We start from the raw sequence: 21,235 nt of genomic DNA on the forward strand, positions 1-21,235 counted from the left end.
AACTTGCCCAGATATAAGAGAAACGAGGACCGCGTATGGATTCACTTCGCGCGGTTTACCGCCCGAACGGGTAACAACGACGCACGATTTCCCGCACCGCCGCGACATCGTGGCCATCCCGGCGCGCCACGGCAGCAGCGGCCGCGACCTGCGGTGCGGCGAACGAAGTTCCGCTCCAGCGGGCGAATCCGTAGTCGCGCTCGCCCCGTTGCCGCAGCCGGACATGGCTGCTGACCACGTCCACCCCGGGTGCTGCGGCGTCGACCCACGGTCCGGAATTGGAGAACTCCGCCAGCGCGCCGTCATCCCCGATCGCGGCGACCCCGACGACCGATGTCAGCGCGGCGGGCCAGAACGGCCGGGACACCGCCTGATTTCCCGCAGCGGCAACGACAACGGAGTGCCTGAGCGCCTCGATCTCGGCTTGCAGGATCGGCGGGCACAGGTCGTCGGGCGTGTGGCAGCCCGAGGTGAGCAGGACGACGTCCGGACGTTCCCGCCGGAGCGCGCGGAGGCCGGCCGCGACGGTGACGTCGTCGGTGAAACCCAGCGAGGACAGCACGCGGCGCGGCCTGATCACCGCGCCTGGTGCGTGCTGGAGCACGATCCCGGACACGAACGTCCCGTGCCCGGCCTGGCGGTCCTGGCCGGAGTCGTCGTCGGCGTCGAGGACTTCGGGGACGGGTTCGAACCACGGCCTGCTCTCGAACCAGGGATGCGGATCGAGACCGGTGTCGAGCACGCCCACGGTGATCCGCTGCGGCCAGTCCCACTGCGGCGGCTCCACGACCGGCTCGGCCATGCGCGCCTGCGCTCCCGTTCCCCAGATCACCGGCGCGCCGAACATGCTCACCGACCCCAGGTGCACGTGGTTGACCGCGACATCGCGGTGCTCCCGCGCGATGTCGACGCACCTGTCCCGCTCGTCGGGACGGAGCCGGAGCCGCGCCAGCAGCAGGTCGTCGTCGTGGTGCACGTGGTCCACCCAGCGGCGGAGGTCGGTCACCACCGGGTCCAGCAACTCCGCCCGCGCGATCAGCTCACCCCTGCGGACCAGGCACTCCGCCGGGCCGCCGGGATCGTGCAGCAGCAGGTCGTGCCCGTAGCGGGCCCAGCCGTCCCGCAGCTCACCGGCCGAGAAGCGGTTCTGTCGGTCCACGGCGCCACTGTGCCGACCGGTCCTGCCGTCCACAGCGGACACGCCCGCCGGGGTTGCGGGATCACCCGACCGGCTCGTGATAGGACCTTCCCGACGATTCGAATGCGCCGAAGTTTCCCGGTGATCACTGCATTTGGCGGCAGCACACCGCCTGTACGGGTGGTTGAAGCCGACGCGAGGTGCCGACCATCCTGGCCGAGGAGACCATACGGCGCGGAACCTGACGACGGGCGGTGATGACGGTGACCCGGACCTGCGCACAGCGCAGCCGCTGGTCCCGGCTTCGCGCCCGGGCCGTGCGGCTGGCTTTCCTCGGGGGAGTCGCGACCGGTTTCCTGCTCGGCGGCTCCGCCGTCGCGTCCGCGGTCACGATTCCCGAGGTCGACGTGGCCGAGCGGATCGCGGCGACTAGGGAAGCCGTCGCGCTCGAGGCGTCCGAACCGCCCGCCGAGCCCGGCCGGGTGGAACCGGAGAAGCCGGAGGTCACCGAGCCGGAGACCCCGGAACTGGACCTTTCCGACGTCGCCGAACCCGCGGACCCGGACCCGGCCGAGCCGCCGGTCACCGAGCCGCCGGAGGCCGTCGAGCCGCCCGCCGACGACGTCGAACAGCCCGCGGCTCGGACCGCCCCACCGGATCCCGCACCGGTCCGGATCGCGAGCCCGCCGGAGCGGCGGCCCATCGCCAACAGCCCACCGCGGGAAGCGCCCGCCGAACCCGCCGAACAGCCGCGAACGAACGGGGACGAGGCACCGCAGCCCACCGTCCCCGTGCAGGCACCGCCGTCGACCTCGACGGCGGGCTCGACGGCCGCAGCCGGCCACCGGATCGCCCCGGCGATCCTGCTCGCGGGCCCGGAGCTGCCCGCCGGGTTCCCCGGCGCACCGGTGCACCACGAGACGTTCCCGCAGCACCGGCTGGTGCCCTTCGAACTGCCCGCTTCGCCCGACTGATCCGGCGGAGCCGCCGAACCACACCGCAACGACTCCGGTCCCGCCGACTGCGCCCGGCTGGACCGGATGCGGGCACCACTGGCCTGACACCGGCACGAACCTGCCGGGACGCGTTCGGGCTGGTGCCCCGGCTCCGGTGCCGCAACTGCCCCTGCGGCACCGGAGCCTTGCCAACCCACCCGCCGGCACGACGAGGGGCCGTGCCGGCGGGTGGGATCAGGTGATCGGGCCCTCCAGGGCGATCGACGGCGCCGCTCCGGCCGAGCAGGCGGCCCGTGAGATCCGCTGCACCGCCTCGCGCAGGGACGCGGGAGGCAGCGTGTAGGGCAGGCGCAGCCAGGACTCCAGGGAGCCGTTCACCGCGAACCGCGAGCCCGTGGCGAACCGGACCCCGTGCTGCTCGGCGGTCACCGCGAACCTGCTGCCGACCGGCGCTCCCACATCGCACCACAGCGCCAGACCGCCGTCCGGGATGCGGAACTTCCAGTGCGGCAGGTGCTCGCCGAGCGCGGCGACCAGGGCGTCCCGCCCGGCGGCCCACTCCGCGCGACGGCGGCGCAGCCCCGGTTCCGGGTCGGCGAGCAGTTCGGTGAGCAGGAGTTGTTCCATGACCGGGCTGCCGAGGTCGACCCGGGCGCGACCGGCGATCATCCGCTGCACCAGCTCCACCGAGGCGCGGATCCAGCCCAGCCGCAGCCCGCCCCAGAACGCCTTGCTCGCCGAGCCGATGGTGATCGTGTTCTTCTCCGCGAACGAGGCCACCGGCGGTGGCGGGGTCTCGTCGGTGAGATCGACTTCGAGCATGGTCTCGTCGATCACCGCGACCGTGTGGGTGCGGCGCAGCGCGGTCGCCAGCCGTGCCCGGTCCTCGGCCCCCATCCGGGTGCCGGTGGGGTTCTGGAAGTCGGGGATCAGGTAGGCCAGCCGCGGCGAAGCCTGGTGCATGGTGGCCTCGATGAGTTCGAGGTCCCAGCCGTCCTGAACCATCGGCGCGGCGACCGGGGTGGCGTTGACACCGCGGATGGCCTCCAGCGAGTTCGGGTAGGTCGGGTGCTCGACGAGCACGCGTTCGCCGGGCGCGACCATCAGGTGCAGGACCAGGGTGAAGGCGTTCAGGGCGCCGTTGGTGACCAGGATCTGGTCGGGGTCGGTCGGCAGACCGCGCCGGGCGTAGCCCTCGGCGATGCGCTCCCGCAGCGGGAGATGGCCCTGGAGCAGGTAGCCGTGGCCGCGGATCTCCTCGACCAGGCGCAGCCGGGCCCGGTCGGCGGCCTCCGCGAGCTCCGGCGGAGCCGGTGGCGTGGCCTGGGCGAGGTCGATGACCTCGGACTCCGCTCCGGCCGGGTACCAGCCGCCCTGCGGAGCGCTGGCGAGCTTGCCGTCGGGCAGCTTGACCCAGGAGCCCGCGCCTCGCCTGCTCGCGGCGAAGCCGTCCTCGCGCAGGCGCTCCAGCGCACGCGCGACCAGGGTCCGGCTCACGCCGAGCCGGTCGGCGAGGTCGCGCTCGGCGGGCAGTCGCGTTCCCGGTGGCAACCGCCCCTCCAGTACCAGCTGCTTCACACCTTGGGACAGCGCGCGGGAGGTCGGGCGCTGCTGGCCGTACCAGGATCCGAGCAGCTCGACGAGTTTCCGCCCGGGAATGTGGCCCGCAGGAATCACGCTCATGCGACCAATGCTGGCAGATTGGACTTCAGCTCAAAAGCCAATACCACGCAGGATGTGAGCTTGCCGTCTGGGAGAAAAAAGATCTCCCGTAGTAGAGACATCTGGAGTACCACGAAGTAACATGAGTGTCGTCCACCTGACCCCCAGGGGTGGACTGCACGCCCCCGCACTCCCGGTGACCCCCAGGCCGGTTGAGCGCGGGGGCGTTTTTAACTCCTCCCCCACGGCATCAGACTCGCATGAGCAGCTGACAGCGCGGTGAACGCGAACCAGCCCGCGGAGACCGCTGCCCGATCGGCGTCGTGACGTCCAGCTGAACGAGCAGGTGCGCAGACCCAACCCAGGGCGTACGACCATCGGTTGATCAGCACGAGCGCGAAGGATGACGACCGCGCACGCCCTGGACGGGCATCGTGGGTTTCACCGGGGCAACAGCACCGGAGAAACGACTTCGAAGGAAGGAAACGATGCACGCGCTGCTCGCCAACCAGACCGCTTTGGCCATGGATCAGGAGAACGTCCTGGGCTTGGGTCTCGCCGGCCTGATCGCGCTCGTCCTCCTCGCCTACGCGGTGCTGTTCATCGGCGCCCTGATCAGCATCCTGACGTCCAGCCACAGCGGCGGGATGAAGCTCGCCTGGGTGGTGTTCGCGTTCGTGGCGCCGTTCCTCGGCAGCCTGCTCTGGTTCCTGGTCGGCCGCGGTGACTCGCTGCGGCGGGCCGGCGCCACGCGGGCGGTCTGACCCGCGGCGGCCCCTGCTGACCTCGGCAGGGGCCGCCGCCGACGGACGTGAAAAAGCCCCTGCCGATCTCGCCAGGGGCTTCTCGCTGATCTACGGAGTGGCCAGGGGCGGGGTCGAACCGCCGACCTTCCGCTTTTCAGTTCTACGAACGCCGGTTCAGCGGAGGCCACGGAGGGAAAACAAGCAGGTCAGAGGATCGCCGTGAACGTTCCGAGCCGCTTTCAAACTGCCGCAACGCGTACGAATGAGACCATGCGCACCGCACGCTGGCGGTCACGACTGGTCGGGCCGCAGCGCGAACGCAACCAGGTGAAGAACTGCATAGGCCTGGTACACGGGAGCAAGGTTCGCCCAACCTCAACCATCATGCTGGCCAGCCGTGAAAACCGGATGGACTCATCTCGCGGATGATGGTCGACTGACCTGGTCCAGCACGCTGCCGTGGTGAGGAGAGGTATGTAGCGCTCTGCGAGCGCGGCAGTCCTACTAGGGGCAGGCGCCTTCGTTGTCGGTACTTGCGAGCTCGTTCTGGCGGGTCTACTACCCGGACTCGGGCGGTCCCTGGGAATCTCGGTCGTGACAGCCGGACAAGCTGTGACAGTTTTCGGCCTTACGGCCACGATCTCTGGCCCACTGCTAGCGACGGCGACCGTCCGGTGGGATAGGCGGGCCGTTCTCCTCTTGGCATTGGGCTTCTGTCTGCTCGGGACCGCCATGAGCGGCGTAGCCGGATCATTCGGTGTCCTGCTCACCGCGCAGGTTCTCGCGGCATGCGGAGCAGGCTTGTTCTTGCCCACAGCGACCGTTGCGGCTGCGGCGCTCACGGGACAGGAACGGCAAGGACGAGCGGTAGCTACTGTGACAACCGGGATGACGGCGTAATCGCGGTAGGCGCTCCGCTTGGTACTGTGCTGGCGGCACTCGCCATCTGGCGGGCGACGATGGTCACTCTGTCGACGCTGGCGGTCCTGGTAGCGATGGCGGTCCTCATGTGGATTCCTCCAGTTCAGGCAAGCGACCACGAGACGATCGGGCTACGGCAACGGTTGTCACCAATCATCGACCGCCGAGTGCTGGCGCTCCTAGGAACCACTCTGGTCGCATTCACGGCGATCTATGTCCCGTACACCTACATCTCGGTCGTCGCAGCCGACGCCACGGAAAGGCGTGGCCTGTGGTTGGCAGCGCTCCTGTCCGTCCTCGGAGTCTCGGGCATCGTCGGCAACCTCCTAGCCGGCCGTCTCGCGGACCGACTAGGAGGACGCCCCGTTGTCGCCAGCGCGCTACTCGGACTCATGATCGTGTTCCTGCTGACACCGCTTTGGAGCACATCGCTCCCGACAGCCTTGCTCGCTACGGCGGCATACGGGCTGATCGGATTTGGGGTCAGCGCCCCGCAGGACCTATCGCATCCTGGGCCTCGGCGAGCAGCCGTCGCTCTCAGTGGCGCTCAACGGTGGAGCCCTCTACCTCGCCATCGCGCTGTCCGGAGTGATCGGCGGCGTAGCCATCACGACCCTTGGTCCAAGCTCCCTCGGCCTACTTGCCGCCGCAGGACTGATCCTCGTGCTAGGCCTGTCCGAGGTCGCTCATCGACTCCCGGAGCGAACGCCGCTCTGGACGCGCGCGTAACTGGTTCCACATTAGTCCACTGCTGTGGTATTGATCTGATCTGCCTTGCAGGAGGTTAAGGGCTGTCGTCAGGCATGAGACTGTTCCGCGGATCCAACTACCCAGGTCGCGGCAATGCCAGCTGATTTACAAACTGTCTGCGGGGTGGGGTTTGACCTGCGGAAACGGCTCACGGGGTGGCACGTTTGGCCAGACATTGGCCAGATAACGCGTCGCGCCCTCACTCGGTGGCTGTCTATGCAGGGGACGGCGTTGGCGCGACAGCTACTTGATCTTGTCATATCACTATGCAAATATGGCAAATATGACAGATCTGACGGTCGTCCCGACGCTTCTCCAGGCCATCCGCGCCGCGCTCGACCTCACACAGGCCGAAGTTGCCGAGCGGCTAGGTGTCTCCTTCGCCACGGTCAACAGGTGGGAGGGCGGCTCCAACAAGCCTCAGAAGGCGCAGTTCGCCAAGATCATTGCGCTGGCCGAGGAAGCGGGTGTCGACGTCGGTGACGCACCAACCGCTGGCGGCACGGTCCTCAGCCGCAAGCGTGGTCGTCAGGCCAAGTCAGCCACGCCGACTACGAAGCCGATGGAGCAGATGCTGTGGGACGCGGCCTGCTCGATCCGTGGCGAGAAGGACGCACCGAAGTTCAAGGACTACTTGCTGCCGCTGCTGTTCTTGAAGCGTCTTTCCGATGTGTTCGACGATGAGATCGACCGGCTCGCCGACGAATACGGTGACCGCGATGTGGCTCTGGAGATCGCTGACAACGACCACGATCTGCTCCGCTTCTATCTCCCGCCCGAGGCACGATGGGGCGTTATCAGTGGGCGGGTGCAGTTCGAGTGGCCAGATGATGACCGGGGGCGTTCAACCCGTCCGCGCGACATCGGTGAGCATCTGACCAAAGCAGTGCGCGCAGTTGTCCGCCACAACCCAAGCCTCGCCGGAGTGATCGATGTCGTCGACTTCTCTGCCGAGCGCAATGGCGAACGCGACATCAACCCGGCCAGGCTCAATGGGGTCGTCGAGGCCTTTTCCGACCCGCGTTACCGGCTCGGCCTCGCCGACGTGCAACCAGACTTCCTCGGCCGTTCCTACGAGTACCTACTCCGCAAGTTCGCGGAAGGCTCGGGTCAGAGTGCAGGTGAGTTCTTCACCCCGACCGAAGTGGGATTTCTTATGGCGCGCTTGCTCCGCCCCAAGCCAGGGCAGACATGCCACGACTATGCCTGCGGATCAGCCGGGCTTCTCATCAAGCTTCAGCTCGTTGCGAAGGAGCTGGACCCCACGGCGAAGGTGCCGCTCAAGCTGTACGGCCAGGAACTCCAAGCCGAGAGCTACGCCGTCGCGCGGATGAACGCGATCATCCATGACATGGATGTCGATCTTCGTCGCGGCGACACCATGATCAATCCGAAGTTCCGTACCTCGTCTGGGGCACTCGACAAGTTCGACCTCGTGGTCGCTAACCCGATGTGGAACCAGCCGTTTGACACCAGCCTCTTCGAGGACGACCCGTATGACCGGTTCATCAAGAACGGCGGAGCTACCTCGGGTAGGGGTGACTGGGCCTGGCTTCAGCACACCTATTCCGTGCTCAAGGACGGCGGGCGCGCTGCCGTTGTCCTTGACACGGGTGCCGTCACACGCGGCTCGGGTTCGAAGAACGAGGACCGGGAACGCAACATTCGCAAGTGGTTCGTCGACCACGACCTTGTCGAGGGCGTAATCCTCATGCCCGACAACCTCTTCTACAACACCGCTGCAGCAGGTGTGATCGTCGTGCTCAACAAGCGGAAAACCGAGTCCAAGAAGGGCAAGATCACCCTCGTCAACGCCAGCAAGCGGTTCACCAAGGGGCGGCCCAAGAACCACCTTGCTGACGCAGACGTCGTCGATGTCGCCAACCTTTTCAACGCTGGCGAGGACATCGAAGGTGGGGTTGCAGTCATTAGTCTTGAGCAGGCCGCTGGGGCCGACTACAACCTCAGTCCCAGTCGCTGGGCTGCTGCCGTAAACACAGACGACGCAGGCGACGTGGGCGAGCTCTTGGCAGAGTTGGACTCTTTGAATCAACAGGATGCTGGCCTCACATCGGATTTGCTAAAGCTCCTCACCCCTCTGACGAACGTGGGTGTATCGCGATGAATCCAACTACGGCGCACTGGCCTGTTCGCCCATTCGCCGAGGTGGCAGACTATAAGGCAGGAAAAACCCCTGCTAGGGCAAACGCTGCATATTGGGCCAAATCCGAGAATGTTGTCCCATGGGTCTCGATCTCAGATCTCGAACCGTTTGGTGTCGTGATGTCGACAAAGGAGGAGGCCAATCAACTCGCCTTCAATGAGGTTTTTCGCGGCAAACTCGTCCCCGCGGGGACTCTCTTGATGAGCTTCAAGCTAACGATCGGCCGTGTAGCCACTCTCGGGGTTCCGGCAGTGCACAACGAGGCGATCATTTCGATATATCCGCGCGCTGGAATAGATCAGCGGTTTCTCGGCTACTATCTTTCGAAGTATGACTACGGACAACTTCAAGATCGACAGATCAAAGGAAACACTCTAAACAAGAGCAAGATTGACCGTATTCCTGTACCTGTCCCGCCTGAGGAAGAGCAGGCCGCAATAGCCGACGTGCTCGATAGAATCCGGCAGGGAATCCTGCTTCAGGACAGTATCTTCTCGAACCTCTCGAAGTTGAAGCGGGCTGCGATGCAGCAATTGTTCACGCAGGGACTGCGGGGCGAGGTGCAGAAGTCGACCGAGATCGGTCCGATTCCAGAGAGTTGGTTCGTTCGTCGGCTCGATTCGCACGCCGACGTGCTGTCTACCCGCATGTCGTACACAGAGTTGCAGGGCATGATGCCATCAGACGGGGAAACGACAGTGCGCGTGCTCGGCATCAAGGTTTCCGACATGAATACCCCGGGCAACGAGGTCGAGCTTGATGATGCGGCCCTCGAGGTCTCAGTTGACATCGATGTAGCAAAGGCCCGGTGTGCGCCACCGGGCGCGATCATCTTTCCCAAGCGAGGGGCTGCGATCGCGACTAACAAGAAGCGGATTGCCCCGACCTGGACCGCCTTCGATCCGAACGTCATTGGCGTCGTCGCTCGTCGGGGTTTGAATCAGCGATTCCTCTTTCACTGGTTCCAGTCTTTTGACCTCCGAACGATTACCGATCTAGGCCCTACGCCACAGCTCAACAAGAAAAGCCTGGAACCACTTCTCCTCCCGTTGCCGCCATCAACGGACGAGCAAGAGGAGATTGCCGAAGTGCTTGACTCTCTCGATCGAAAGATCAACTTGCACCGCCGCAAGCGCGAAGTCCTTGATCAGCTTTTCAAGTCAGTGCTGCACAAGCTGATGACTGGCGAGTGTGCGGTTAAGGACCTCGACATCAGCGCGCTTTCAGTCGCAGAGGGGAAAGTGGCATGAGCCAGATCAAGATATCAGAGGCGAAGTCGGTTCAATTCCCGATGGTCACACATGCCTCTGCCATAGGCTGGAAGCAGCTCACACCCGAAGAGTCTGAGCACATGCGTCGTGGCCGAGCAAACATGCTATTTACCGAGGTTCTGGAAGACAAGCTCCAGGAGTTCAATCCGTGGCTTACCGAGGACCAGGCGCGAGCAATCGTAGAGAGCATCGATGCGCTCCCCGACACCATCGAAGGCAATCGTGAGGTGTTGCGGTGGCTGCGCGGTGAGCGTCAGTGGAACGACGAAAATGAGCAGCGCCAGCGTCCCGTTCAGGTCGTCGACTTCGAATTCGCGGATCGGAACGAACTGCATGTGACATGGGAATGGAAGATCGAACCGCCCGCTCGGGCGAAGGGAAATCGTGCCGATGTCATGTTTGTAGTCAACGGCATCCCGGTCACCATCGTCGAACACAAGAACCCCAAGGACCATGACGCCCTGACCCGTGCCGTTACGCAGCTCCGGCGCTACGAGAAGGAGACGCCCGAACTCCTCACCCAGGTTCAGCTTCACAACGAAACGCACCTGATCGATTACTGGTATGGAGTTACGTGGAACGTCAGCCGCCGCACTCTCTTCAAGTGGAAGCACACGAGCGATGAGCCCTACCGCGATGCGGTGCAAGCGTTTTTCGAGCCGCGTGACTTTCTGCGCACACTCCAAGAATGGGTGCTTTTCTACATCGAGGACGGCGAGACCAAGAAGTCCGTCCTCCGTCAACACCAGCGCAGTGCAGTCGATGCTGTGGTTGAACGGTGCGCTGACCCAGCAAAGAACCGCGGTCTCATCTGGCACACGCAAGGGTCCGGCAAGACTTTCACTCTTCTAACCTCCGCACAGTTGATCCTCAGCCAGAAAGAGCGCTTCCAGAACGCGACAGTAATCCTTGTCGTCGATCGAACCGAGTTGGAGGGCCAGCTCAAGGAATGGGTCGACAGGCTGCTCGGTGAGATGCAGGCGAATGACATCCCCGTACGTCGCGCCAACAGCCGGAACGATCTCCAGGAAATATTCGATTCCGATTTCCGTGGCCTGGTCATCTCGATGATCCACAAGTTCGATGCGATCCGTAAGGACAGCTCCAACCGGGACAACATCTACGTCTTTATCGACGAAGCCCACCGTTCGGTGGCGGCGGACCTCGGCTCGTACCTCATGGCGGCGGTACCGAGCTCTACGATTATTGGATTCACCGGTACGCCGGTCGGCGGCACGCAGGGAGGCGGATCCGGCTCATTCCAGATCTTCGGTCCGCAGGACGAGCAGGGCTACCTGCACAAGTACTCCATCGTCGAGTCGATCGAAGACGAGACCACGCTGCCGATCAAGTACATGCTAGCGCCGTCATCGATGTCGATGGCACCCGAGGACCTGGATGACCAGTTCTATGCTCTGGCCTCCGATGAGGACGTCACGGACATCGATGAGCTCAACAAGGTGCTGCAGCGAGCCGTCGGGTTGCGCACCTTCCTCGGTGCTGACAATCGTGTGAAGCAGGTGGCCGCCTTCGTCGCGGACCATTTCAAGGAGAACGTCGATCCGCTCGGTTACAAGGCGTTCCTCGTCGCGGTCGACCGTGAGACGTGCGCGAAGTACAAGCGTGCCCTGGACGAGCTGCTCCCGCCGGAGTGGTCCGAGGTTGTCTACAGCAAGAACGCCAACGATGTGGTGGACCGGCCGGATGTCCACGCACTGCAGCTCTCCGATGACCGAGAGAAGGAGGTGCGCCGACAGTTCAAGAAGGCAGACCAGCACCCCAAGATCCTCATCGTCACCGACAAGCTGTTGACCGGATACGACGCTCCGCTCTTGTACACGATGTACCTCGATAAGCCGATGCGTGACCACGTGCTGCTCCAGGCTCTTGCGCGGGTGAACCGGCCTTATGTCGACAGCGAGGGTGTACAGAAGAAGGTGGGCCTCGTCGTCGACTTCGTCGGCATCCTGAAGGAGTTGCACAAGGCGCTGCGCTTCAATTCTGCTGATGTCGAGGGTGCGTTGGAAGACCTCGACGTACTCATGGCAGATCTTCTCCAGAAGCTGGACACTGCCTCGGCCGATTACCTCCAGGTTGAGAGTGGGCAAGGCCATGACAAGCAGTTGGAAGGCGTCGTCTACGGCAAGTTCCTCGCTGAGGAGGAGCGCAAGCGGTTCTTCGACGACTACCGCGACATCGAGTCGCTGTGGGAGATCCTCTCGCCATCGGCGGAATTGCGCGACCACATCGCGACCTACAAGCGACTGTCCGTGTTGTATGCGGCTGTCCGCAACGCGTACTCGGAGGCCACCAGTTTCACGGCTGACTTGGAGCACAAGACGAAGCGGCTGATCGAAGAGAACGCTACGCAGGACGGGCTCGGCCGCTTCACCAAGGTCGCTACGTTCGATGTTCAGACGCTGGAGTCATTGCGCGAGGACGACGGCCCGCACGGGGAGAAGGTTTTCAACCTCCTGCGCGGACTTCGGAAGGAGATGGAGGACAACCCGGCCGCCGCCGTTGCGCTTCAGAGCATCAAGGAGAAGGCAGACCGCATCATCGAGGGCCTAGAGGAGCGCAAGGTAAGTGGTCTTGCAGCCCTCGACGAGCTCAGAGCCCTTGCCGACGAGACGGACAAGCTGCGCGAGATCGCGAAGGAGAGCGGACTGTCCGATCGAGCGTTCGGGATCTTCTCAGTGCTCCGCAGGGAGCCTGCCCTCGAAGGGCAGAAGATCGACATCCAACATCTGGCGGTCAACATCGAGGCCGAAGTCGAGAAGTTCCCGCACTGGCGGCACAATCCCGACGAGGAGCGCCGTCTTCGCGGCAGCCTCTACAAGCCGCTGCTCACACTACCGGCTGAGCCTCGCAAGGAGATCATCGAGAAGCTCATGAACGTATTGGAGAAGGTCTGATGGCGCGCTCCCGCATGGCCTTGACGGCTGATCAGCTGCTCACGCGAAAGGCGATGACATGGGCGACGCACATCCGCGTCAACCCGTCGCGCATTGCGATCGCTGATCTGCCGAAGAAGTGGGGCTCGTGCGCGCCCGACGGTGTCATCACGCTCGCCCAAGACCTCGTCGACATGCCTGAGAAGTTCCAGGATTACGTCGTCGTTCACGAGTTGCTCCACCTCCGCTACCGGTCTCACGGCAAGGCGTTCACCGCCATGATGACCGCCCTCGTCCCGGGTTGGCGCGAGTTGGAAGCGTCAAGCTCGGTGCGGGAGGTTCGCCGATAAGTGTGTACGTGTCCGTGCCGGAGAGCCCTACTCACCTAGATCCATTAATGGTGAGCGGTTCTGCGAACCTATAGTTAACTCGGAGCTGTGCCATGGCGACTGACCATGTCAGTCGCCCTGCTCGGTGCGCAGCCTCTTGATCTGCTCGCGTACGTCGTCGAGGTCCCAGCGGTAGTGGCCGCCGAGGGTGGTCTCCGTCGGCTTGAGTAGGCCGTCCTGGACGTAACGCGCCATGCGCTGGACTGTCGCAGTTGACCCTGCCAGGTGAGGGATGGGCAGAGATCCTGCTGGAGAAGCCAGTCTCGGGGTCTCGGCGGACTACTCGGACAGCGGCACGGCGAGCGACGAACGCTCACTCAAGCACCGCAACGACGAGCCCACCCGTTCCGTTCAATGGCCGCCCGAGCTGACCGAACATCTTCATCGCCATTTGGAGCGCTACGGCACCGGGCGGACCGGACTGTTGTTCTGGGGCGGCAGTTTGTTGCAGGCGCTCGTACCGACTCGCCGTCACATCCTCCACGGATGACACGACGTTGTTTCAGTTTCTTCTGCTGCCGTCACGACTCTGGAACACACCAACCCGGGCGGGCAGGTCGGTCAGCTCCATGCCCCCGAATTCTGCCGAAATCGGCTGGAGAGAGCTGGCGGTTTTCGGTCGTCGCACCTACACAGCCCGAGCGCTTTGACGTTGTGCTCGATCGGGGCGTGCTGGTGCTGGCATGCTGGATCTTGTCTCCCGCCGGAGGTGTTAGCCCCAAGGGACGCCCTGGGTCGCCGGCGGGGGTACCCCGGCGGGAAGGTAGAGGACCATGTCCGAGGAGTCGTTCGGGCAGGCCTTGCGGCGGCATCGTCGTGCGGCCGGCCTGTCTCAAGCCCAACTTGCCCAGGAACTCCACCTCGACCAGGGCAATCTCTCCCGGTACGAGAACGACCGGCAACGCCCCGAGCCGGCGACCGTGGACGCCTTAGACGCGCTCCTGTGCGCAGGCGGCGAGCTCTGAGCCCTGACCAGCGCCACCACCCCACAACCCGCGACCAGAGGCATTCCGGCTCCGCGATGCAGCCGAGCGATGAGACCGACGCGATGGAGCTGGCCCGCAGGGTCGCGGCCTCCGACATAAGCGCCGAGACGCTGGCCCAGCTGGAAATGGCGTTCGATGACCTGGTCCGCACGATCTTCTGCCCCGGCTGCGCGAGCACCTGGGCTACATCTCCCAGCTCATCGACGCACCCCGCAAAACCCTCGCCGCCCACCGCCATCTCCTGGTGCTCGGCGGCTGGTTCTCCCATGCTGGCCGCCACCGTGCACATCGACCTGAATCAACACGCACCGGCCACCGCCCGGCTGCGCACCGCCGCCGGACTGGCCACGCACGCCGAGCAGGACGAGATCCGCGCCTGGTGCTACGAAACCGAAGCCTGGCGCACCCTCACCGGCGGCGACTACCGACGAGCCGCCGAGCTCTCCCAACACGCCCAGTCGATCGCCCCGTCCGGGAGCTCCGCGGAGATCCAGGCGACCACCCAAGAAGGCAGGGCGTGGGCGAGGCTCGGGGAAGCCGACGCCACGTACCGCACCGTCGAGCACGTTCATTCGCTGTCGGCGCATCTGCCGAAGCCGGTGCCGGCCGAACACCACTACCGCTACGACCCCGGCAAAGCCGCGGCCTACACCGCCACTACGCTGGCCTGGCTTGGCGACCCGGGAGGCGAACAGCACGCCCGCGAGGTCATCGCCCGCTTCCGGCCCACCAACGACTTCCAGCCCTGGCCCCGCCGCTACGCCACCGCCCATGTCGACCTCGTCCTGTGCGCAGCACGCAACGGCCGCCTGGACGAAGCCGCCGACGCGGCCCAGACCGCGATCGCCTCCGGGCAGGTCACCCCGTCCAACTGGTGGCGCGTCCGCGAAGTCGTCAACCACGTCACCGCCGGAAAGCTCCCAACCGCAGGCGAGCTCCAGGACTCCTACCAGACCATGATCAGCCGCTAACCACGCATGGCTATGCGCATCAACGTTTGGGTTGATGCGCATAGCCCCGCATTCAAGGGTGCGGGACCCGCTCCAGCGAGGGCTCCCTGCGAACTCGTCTGCTCACCGACTGCCGCACGGTCTTCGCTGAGCACACCGAGATTTCCAGCGCGGAGCTGGTGCGCCAGCTCAACGCCGACCCGGAGGCGCCCTGGCGCGATCTCGGCCCGGCCGGGCTCACCACCGCGAGGCTCGGGCGCCTGCTCGGCGAGTTCGACATCAAGTCGGCGAACGTGCGCTTCACCGACGGCAGCCAGGCCAAGGGCTACCGGCGTGGCGACTTCGCCGACGCCTGGAGCCGCTACTGCCCTCTGCCCCAGCGGGAGGCGTCCCATCCGTCCCAAGCGTCGCAGCCGAGGTCAAAGCGGGACGCCTCTGATGACCGGGACGGATTGAAGCGTCCCGTGCCGCCCATCCGTCCCACGCTGACCAGCATCGGGACGCTTGGGACGGATGGGACGGATATCCCCTTCAAGCCCCAAGGCAGGGGTGCCGCATGACAGCCGCAGACCACACAGCGGAGATCGCCGCCACGCTGGCCAAACTCGCTGCACTCATTGCCGACCAGCACCGCAACGAGGCCGAGATCCCAAGCCCGGAACCGCGGACCATGCCCGAACGGACGCTCCTCACCGTTCAGGAAGCCGCTGACCGCCTCCGGATCGGCCGAACGAAGGTGTACGCCCTGGTCAAGTCCGGCGAGATCGAGTCCGTCCGAATCGGTCGCCTCCGCCGAGTCCCTGTCTCAGCGATCGACGACTACGCCGCCCGCCTGGTCGCCGAGCAGGCCGCCGAGAAGAACGCCGCCTAGGAGAACACCTTGACCGAGAAGAAGACCCGAAATGCCAACGGCCGTTCGAGCATCTACTTCGGGAAAGACGGCTACTGGCATGGCCGCGTCACGGTGGGCACCAAGGATGACGGCACGCCGGACCGCCGCCACGTTCAGCGGAAGGACAAGGATCAGGTAGTCGAGGCGGTCGGCAAGCTCGAAGCGGAGCGTGATTCCGGGAACGTTCGGAAGATCGGCGAGAGCTGGACGGTGGAGTCATGGCTGATGCACTGGCTGGTGAACATCGCGCCGCTGACGACCCGCTACAAGACGTTGCGCGGCTACCAGACAGCGGTGATCAAGCACCTGATCCCCGGTCTCGGGGCTCACAAGCTCACCAAGATCCAGCATGAGCCGGAGCGTTTCGAGAAGCTCTACATGAAGATGATCAGAAGCGGTCTCAAGCCGGGGACGGCGCATCAGGTGCACAGGACCGCCCGGACCGCCTTCGGCGAGGCGCGCAAGCGCGGAAAGATCGACAAGAACCCTGTTGAGATCGCCAAGGCGCCCAAGGTCGAGGAGGAGGAAGTCGAACCGCTGGAGGCCGACGACATCCGGGAGGTAATCAGGGTCGCGCTGAAGCGCCGGAACGGTGTCCGGTTCGTGGTCGGCTTGGCGCTCGGCACCAGGCAGGGCGAAACGCTCGGGTTGCACTGGAAGCGGCTCGACCGGCGTAAGCGAGCACTCCGGATCCGGCAGGCGCTCCAGCGGCACACCTGGCGACACGGCTGTTCGGATCCGCACGCCTGCGGAGATCGCTATCACAAGACGAAGCCCTGCCCCAAGGGCTGCAAGCGGCACACCCGCGAGTGCCCGCCTCCGTGCCCAGCTGACTGCACCGAGCACGCCCGCTGGTGCCCGCAGCGCGAGGGAGGTGGCCTAGTCCTCGTCGACGTGAAGTCCAAGGCTGGACGGCGCACGATCGGCGTACCGGACGAGCTGTTCAATCTGCTGTTGCTCCACGAGGCAGCGCAGGACGCCGAACGGGAACTCGCTGGCTCCGAATGGCACGAGGGTGACTGGATGTTCTGCCAACCGAACGGCAAGCCGATCGACCCTCGGCGGGACCTGGAGGAGTGGAAGGACATCCTTGAGGAGGCTGGCGTCCGGGAGGTTCGTTTGCACGACGCCAGGCACACCGCAGCGACCGTGCTCCTGCTGCTTGGGGTCGACCCCCGGCTCGTCATGGAGATCATGGGCTGGTCGACGGAGGCCATGCGCAAGCGATACATGCACGTGACCGAGCAGCTCCGGCGCGATGTAGCCGACCTGGTCAACGCGTACTTCTGGAAGACCAACTGAGACGGAAACTGAGACGAAACAGCCCCCACCAAGACCTTGGTGGGGGCTGTTTTCGCTGGTCAACGGAGTGGCCAGGGGCGGGGTCGAACCGCCGACCTTCCGCTTTTCAGGCGGACGCTCGTACCAACTGAGCTACCTGGCCGTTCGCGCCCGGCGAATTGCCGATCCGCTGTGGCGACCCAGACGGGACTCGAACCCGCGACCTCCGCCGTGACAGGGCGGCGCGCTAACCAACTGCGCCACTGGGCCATGTTCTGTTGTTGCGTACCCCCAACGGGATTCGAACCCGCGCTACCGCCTTGAAAGGGCGGCGTCCTAGGCCGCTAGACGATGGGGGCTTGGCCGATTCGGAACCGACCCGGCCTTGCCTCCAACCGGCTTCCCTTTCTGGGGCGCCCCGTTGGGAGCAGTGAAAGCTTACGACATGCCGTCCCGGCCCCCAAACAGGGGGGTGCCTTAAGCCGCGCGAAAGCCGGGACCACCCTGGCCCACGGGCGGAACCCGGCGCCAGCATATGGCACCTGACCAGCGTTTTCCACCTCCTTCCCCAGGCGTGGGCACGCGGGGCCGAGGCGACTGGGCGGGGCGTCGACAGGGCCAGGAAGGGCGATTCGGGGCGAAAAACGAGCCCGAGCAGGAAATGTGACCTGCGCCTCAAGATCAGGGGTTGCTGCGGAGCCAGTCCGCGCTGGCGACTCCGCGGAGGAGGACGCGCCAGATCTCGGCGACCCGGTCCGCGGCGGAGGCACCGGGGCCGAGCGCGCGGACTCCGACCAGCGCCGCGTGGAGGACCCGTGCCGCCGCGCGGGGATCGACGTCGGGGCGGAGCTGGCCTCCGTCGGCCGCCTTGGCGAACAGCTCGGTGAGGGACCGCTCCCAGTCGAGCGGCACGCCGCCGGCCTCGCGGCGGCAGGCCAGCGCGGTTCCCGCGCGGATCACGACGTCGTCGTCGATGAGGCGGACCACCTCGTCCACCAGCCCGACCGCGGTGGACAGCGGGTCGAGGCCGGACCGGACCCAGCGCTGGAACAGCGCGGTCCAGCGTTCGCGCTGGATGCGGATCAGGACCTGGGCCACCGCCTCCTTGGAGGCGAAGTGGAAGTAGAAGGCGCCCTTGGTCACGCCCCCGCGCCGGAGGATCGCGTTGAGCGGTGTCGCCCGGTAGCCCTCGCGGTCGAACTCCTCCGCCGCGGCGACCAGGATGGTTCGCCGGGTGACTTGGGCCCGACGCTGCTGCGGCATGACGCGGCTCCGGCGAGGAGGAACGTCGAACTCGGGACTTCACCGTCCCAGTCCACGAACGAGTGATCAACTACGCCGTGAAGTTACCGCGAACAGCCATCGCGTGGCTATTGGCGTTCTCCGGGTGACGCCCGTGAGCGCAGCGCCCGGGGCGTTCCCGCGAAAAAGACCGAGGGGTATGTTCTGCGCACCGGGAGCACTCCGTCGTGCCCCCGCGCTCGGCGTGAGCCGCGGACCGGGGGGTGTGCGGCTCACGCCGGATCACCGGGTGACCGGTGGTTCACCGTCCTCGTCCGGCACCAGGCCGAGCATGTCGAGCAGCAGCCGGCAGTCCTCCGCGCTCTCCGCGCTGCGGGCGACCGCGACCCTCGCCCGGTGGACCTGCTCGGGTGATATCCGGACGGTGTCCCCGCTGCGCTGCGCGGGCACGCCGGAACCGGACCGCGAGAGCCCGTCTTCCTGCTGCCACAAGAACTTTCGTACATCGAGCGACCCGTACATTGCGCCTCCCCGGCTCGGGTTTCGCCGCAGGCTATCCACAGGTTGTCAACAGCCGCAGCCCCCCACAGAGTGATTCGATATCGACGCTGAGTAATCGAGCCGAACGGCCTCGATCCACATCGGATGCTGGCCCGGCCGGCCTCCGGCGGCAACCCGGCGGGACCGGGTGGAGGTGGTCCACACTGGACGATCCGGCCCGGCGCGGCGGACCCGGGCGCAGCTACCCCTGGGGGGTACATTCGGAGGCGAAGTCCCCGGAACGCCACCGAGAGAGGATCCGAATGAGCACCCAGACCTTCACCGTCACCGGGATGACCTGCGAGCACTGCGTCCGCTCGGTCACCGAGGAGCTCTCGGAGATCGCCGGCGTCACCGACGTCCAGGTCGCGCTCGACACCGGCCTGGTGTCGGTCACCAGCGAGCAGGAGCTCAGCCGGGAGGCGGCCACCGCCGCCGTCGACGAGGCCGGCTACCAGGTCACCTCCTGGAACTGACGAAACCCGTGCGGCGCGACGTCTCCCCACATCGGGTGCCGCCGTGCCACAATCGCAGGCGCTGACAGACCCCCGGTCAGCAACTGTGGAGATCCCCTCCGGGCCCCCGTGCTCCTCCCCCTGGCGCGGGGGCCCTCCGCTGTGTCGGACGACGCACAGCGGTGGGCAGATCGCAATCGAACCGTTATCGTGTCCGCGTGGCTCTAGGACGAACCAAGATCGGACGCCGGCAGAAGCCGGACCTGCCCGCCGAACCGGAGGCGGCCGAACCGGATCACGAGCTTGAGTCGTACCTCGCGGCGCTGGCCCCCGAGGAGAGCGTCGAGACCACCGGCTCCGGCAGGCGGTTCGGCGGCTCGCAGGTCTACCAGCTGCGGCTGCCGCTGATGGCCAACGAGAAGCTCAAGGAACTCGCGGCGAAGCAGAACACCTCGCCCGCCGCGCTCGCGCGGGACTGGATCATGCAGCACCTCGCGGAGGAGGACCACGGCTCGCCGGCACAGCAGCAGGTCCCGCCGCGGACCCAGCAGGTCCAGCAGCCCTACGCCGAACCGCAGGGATACGCCGAGCAGCAGCCCCGCGGCGGGCAGCAGTACGGCCAGGGACCGGCGTGGCCGGAGGACCAGGACACCCGGGAGGACTTCCGCCCGGTGCGGCCCCAGCCGCAGTCCGACCTCGAGCAGACCGACAACCTCGCGCAGGCCGCCGACACCGAGATCACCATGCCCCGCGGACCGCAGCAGCAGCGGGTGAGCCCGTTCTTCCGCTGAGCAGACTTCCGGGAGAGGGCGGACCCCCGACTCCGCCCTCTCCCGGATCCGAGGTCACATCCCGAGTTCGCGGGCGATGAGCATGCGCTGGACCTCGCTGGTGCCCTCGCCGATCTCCAGGATCTTCGCGTCGCGGTAGAAGCGGCCGACCGGGGATTCGTTCATGAAGCCGTAGCCGCCGAAGATCTGCGTCGCGTCGCGGGAGTTGTCCATCGCCGCGTTCGACGACACCAGCTTCGCGATGGCCGCCTCCTTGCGGTACGGCTCGCCGCGCAGCATCCGCCCCGCCGCGTCGTAGTAGGCCAGGCGGGCGGTGTGCGCGCGCATCTCCATGTCCGCGATCTTGAACTGGATCGCCTGGTACTCCCCGATCTTGTGGCCGAACGCCTCGCGCTCGCCCGCGTAGCGCAGGCACTCGTCCACGCAGCCCTGGGCGAGGCCGACGCTCAGCGCCGCGATCGCCACCCGGCCCTCGGTGAGGATCGACAGGAACTGCGCGTAGCCGCGACCGCGCTCGCCGAGCAGGTTCGCGGCAGGCACCCGGCAGTTGTCGAAGCTGAGCTCATGGGTGTCGGAGGCGTTCCAGCCGACCTTGGAGTACTTCTTGGCGACGGTGAAGCCGGGGGTGCCAGAGGGCACGATGATCGTGGAGATCTCCTTGCCGCCGTCGGCCTTCTGGCCGGTGACCGCGGTGACCGTGACGAACCCGGTGATGTCGGTCCCGGAGTTGGTGATGAACGCCTTGGAGCCGTTGATGACCCACTCGTCGCCGTCCAGGACCGCGGTGGTGCGGGTCGAGCCCGCGTCCGAGCCGCCGCCGGGCTCGGTCAGGCCGAAGGCGCCGAGGATCTCGCCGGTGGCGAGCCTTGGCAGCCACTCGCGCTTCTGCTGCTCGTTGCCGAAGCGGTAGATCGGCATCGCGCCCAGCGAGACGCCCGCTTCGAGCGTGATGGCCACCGACGAGTCCACCCGCGCGAGCTCTTCCAGGGCCAGGCACAGGGCGAAGTAGTCGCCGCCCATGCCGCCGTGCTCCTCGGAGATCGGCAGCCCGAACAGGCCCATCCGCCCCATCGTGCGCACCAGCGGGTACGGGAACGCCTCGCGCTCGTAGTAGTCGCCGATGACCGGCGCCACTTCCTTGCGGGCGAAGGTCTGCACGCTCTCGCGCAGGGCCTCGTACTCCTCGTTCAACCGGTTATCCACCATG

General features: G+C 65.9%; 21 protein-coding genes, 3 tRNA genes and 1 pseudogene. 16 read left to right on the top strand and 9 right to left on the bottom strand.

Going from position 1 to position 21,235, the window contains the following annotated elements; translation table 11 throughout:
• Positions 1-55: 55 nt before the first annotated feature.
• Positions 56-1,159, bottom strand: coding sequence for a S8 family peptidase (locus ABD691_RS31465; RefSeq protein ID WP_344685976.1), 1,104 nt, complete (start codon positions 1,157-1,159; stop codon positions 56-58).
• Between the two features lie 236 nt (positions 1,160-1,395).
• On the opposite strand from ABD691_RS31465, the gene ABD691_RS31470 reads away from it, so the two are divergent.
• Positions 1,396-2,112, top strand: a complete 717-nt coding sequence (locus ABD691_RS31470; protein ID WP_344685978.1) for a hypothetical protein — start codon at positions 1,396-1,398, stop codon at positions 2,110-2,112.
• Positions 2,113-2,328: 216 nt separating this feature from the next.
• Here ABD691_RS31470 and yczR read toward each other — a convergent pair whose 3' ends face one another.
• Positions 2,329-3,777: a MocR-like transcription factor YczR gene (gene yczR / locus ABD691_RS31475; RefSeq protein WP_344685980.1), complete on the bottom strand. Its 1,449-nt coding sequence runs from the start codon at positions 3,775-3,777 to the stop codon at positions 2,329-2,331.
• A 467-nt stretch (positions 3,778-4,244) separates the two neighbouring features.
• On the opposite strand from yczR, the gene ABD691_RS31480 reads away from it, so the two are divergent.
• From ABD691_RS31480 to ABD691_RS31500, 7 genes and pseudogenes are all read left to right on the top strand, one after another.
• Positions 4,245-4,520: a PLD nuclease N-terminal domain-containing protein gene (locus tag ABD691_RS31480; protein WP_344685982.1), complete on the top strand. Its 276-nt coding sequence runs from the start codon at positions 4,245-4,247 to the stop codon at positions 4,518-4,520.
• 504 nt (positions 4,521-5,024) lie between these two features.
• Positions 5,025-5,402 (top strand): annotated as a pseudogene (locus ABD691_RS33825) (MFS transporter); the annotation flags it as partial.
• Positions 5,291-6,211: an MFS transporter gene (locus ABD691_RS33830; protein ID WP_425565202.1), complete on the top strand. Its 921-nt coding sequence runs from the start codon at positions 5,291-5,293 to the stop codon at positions 6,209-6,211. The pseudogene ABD691_RS33825 and the gene ABD691_RS33830, both read left to right, overlap by 112 nt.
• Positions 6,212-6,456: 245 nt before the next feature.
• Positions 6,457-8,298 (top strand): N-6 DNA methylase, encoded by a 1,842-nt coding sequence (locus ABD691_RS31485; protein ID WP_344685984.1) that lies wholly within the window; start codon positions 6,457-6,459, stop codon positions 8,296-8,298.
• Entirely contained in the window at positions 8,295-9,587 is a 1,293-nt protein-coding gene (locus ABD691_RS31490) for a restriction endonuclease subunit S (RefSeq protein WP_344685986.1), read from the top strand. Before ABD691_RS31485 ends, ABD691_RS31490 begins: the two co-directional genes overlap by 4 nt.
• A complete protein-coding gene (locus tag ABD691_RS31495; protein ID WP_344685988.1) occupies positions 9,584-12,523 on the top strand; it encodes a type I restriction endonuclease subunit R in 2,940 nt (979 codons plus the stop codon). The genes ABD691_RS31490 and ABD691_RS31495 overlap by 4 nt, the downstream gene beginning before the upstream one ends.
• Positions 12,523-12,852, top strand: a complete 330-nt coding sequence (locus tag ABD691_RS31500; RefSeq protein ID WP_344685990.1) for a M48 metallopeptidase family protein — start codon at positions 12,523-12,525, stop codon at positions 12,850-12,852. The genes ABD691_RS31495 and ABD691_RS31500 overlap by 1 nt, the downstream gene beginning before the upstream one ends.
• Positions 12,853-12,960: 108 nt before the next feature.
• On the opposite strand, the gene ABD691_RS31505 is transcribed toward ABD691_RS31500, so the two are convergent.
• Complete coding sequence (locus ABD691_RS31505; RefSeq protein WP_344685992.1) at positions 12,961-13,086, bottom strand: hypothetical protein; 126 nt, start codon at positions 13,084-13,086, stop codon at positions 12,961-12,963.
• Positions 13,087-13,123: 37 nt separating this feature from the next.
• Between ABD691_RS31505 and ABD691_RS31510 the strand changes: the two genes are divergently transcribed.
• The 6 genes from ABD691_RS31510 (at position 13,124) to ABD691_RS31535 (ending at position 17,021) form a co-directional block, all read left to right on the top strand.
• Positions 13,124-13,381 (top strand): hypothetical protein, encoded by a 258-nt coding sequence (locus ABD691_RS31510; protein WP_344685994.1) that lies wholly within the window; start codon positions 13,124-13,126, stop codon positions 13,379-13,381.
• A 283-nt stretch (positions 13,382-13,664) separates the two neighbouring features.
• Positions 13,665-13,856: a helix-turn-helix domain-containing protein gene (locus ABD691_RS31515; RefSeq protein ID WP_344685996.1), complete on the top strand. Its 192-nt coding sequence runs from the start codon at positions 13,665-13,667 to the stop codon at positions 13,854-13,856.
• A 56-nt stretch (positions 13,857-13,912) separates the two neighbouring features.
• Complete coding sequence (locus ABD691_RS31520; protein ID WP_344685998.1) at positions 13,913-14,848, top strand: transcriptional regulator; 936 nt, start codon at positions 13,913-13,915, stop codon at positions 14,846-14,848.
• Between the two features lie 50 nt (positions 14,849-14,898).
• Positions 14,899-15,387: a DUF3631 domain-containing protein gene (locus tag ABD691_RS31525; protein ID WP_344686023.1), complete on the top strand. Its 489-nt coding sequence runs from the start codon at positions 14,899-14,901 to the stop codon at positions 15,385-15,387.
• Positions 15,384-15,698: a helix-turn-helix domain-containing protein gene (locus tag ABD691_RS31530; protein ID WP_344686000.1), complete on the top strand. Its 315-nt coding sequence runs from the start codon at positions 15,384-15,386 to the stop codon at positions 15,696-15,698. Before ABD691_RS31525 ends, ABD691_RS31530 begins: the two co-directional genes overlap by 4 nt.
• Positions 15,699-15,707: 9 nt before the next feature.
• Positions 15,708-17,021, top strand: coding sequence for a tyrosine-type recombinase/integrase (locus tag ABD691_RS31535; protein WP_344686002.1), 1,314 nt, complete (start codon positions 15,708-15,710; stop codon positions 17,019-17,021).
• Between the two features lie 68 nt (positions 17,022-17,089).
• On the opposite strand, the gene ABD691_RS31540 is transcribed toward ABD691_RS31535, so the two are convergent.
• From ABD691_RS31540 to ABD691_RS31560, 5 genes are all read right to left on the bottom strand, one after another.
• A tRNA-Phe gene (locus tag ABD691_RS31540) sits at positions 17,090-17,163 on the bottom strand.
• 30 nt (positions 17,164-17,193) lie between these two features.
• Positions 17,194-17,270: transfer RNA gene (locus tag ABD691_RS31545), tRNA-Asp, on the bottom strand.
• A 16-nt stretch (positions 17,271-17,286) separates the two neighbouring features.
• Positions 17,287-17,359: transfer RNA gene (locus ABD691_RS31550), tRNA-Glu, on the bottom strand.
• Between the two features lie 322 nt (positions 17,360-17,681).
• Positions 17,682-18,263, bottom strand: a complete 582-nt coding sequence (locus ABD691_RS31555) for a ScbR family autoregulator-binding transcription factor (RefSeq protein WP_344686004.1) — start codon at positions 18,261-18,263, stop codon at positions 17,682-17,684.
• A 261-nt stretch (positions 18,264-18,524) separates the two neighbouring features.
• Complete coding sequence (locus tag ABD691_RS31560) at positions 18,525-18,764, bottom strand: hypothetical protein (protein ID WP_344686006.1); 240 nt, start codon at positions 18,762-18,764, stop codon at positions 18,525-18,527.
• Positions 18,765-19,045: 281 nt separating this feature from the next.
• Between ABD691_RS31560 and ABD691_RS31565 the strand changes: the two genes are divergently transcribed.
• Both ABD691_RS31565 and ABD691_RS31570 read left to right on the top strand, forming a co-directional pair.
• Positions 19,046-19,258, top strand: a complete 213-nt coding sequence (locus ABD691_RS31565; protein WP_344686008.1) for a heavy-metal-associated domain-containing protein — start codon at positions 19,046-19,048, stop codon at positions 19,256-19,258.
• A gap of 197 nt (positions 19,259-19,455) precedes the next feature.
• Positions 19,456-20,028 carry a hypothetical protein gene (locus ABD691_RS31570; RefSeq protein WP_344686009.1) on the top strand — a complete coding sequence of 191 codons (573 nt, stop codon included), beginning with the start codon at positions 19,456-19,458 and terminating at the stop codon, positions 20,026-20,028.
• A 54-nt stretch (positions 20,029-20,082) separates the two neighbouring features.
• On the opposite strand, the gene ABD691_RS31575 is transcribed toward ABD691_RS31570, so the two are convergent.
• A complete protein-coding gene (locus ABD691_RS31575) occupies positions 20,083-21,234 on the bottom strand; it encodes an acyl-CoA dehydrogenase family protein (RefSeq protein WP_344686010.1) in 1,152 nt (383 codons plus the stop codon).
• Between the last annotated feature and the right edge of the window lies 1 nt (position 21,235).

Origin of the sequence: Saccharopolyspora taberi (assembly GCF_039534165.1) — a bacterium.
In the GTDB taxonomy this organism is placed as follows: domain Bacteria; phylum Actinomycetota; class Actinomycetes; order Mycobacteriales; family Pseudonocardiaceae; genus Saccharopolyspora_D; species Saccharopolyspora_D taberi.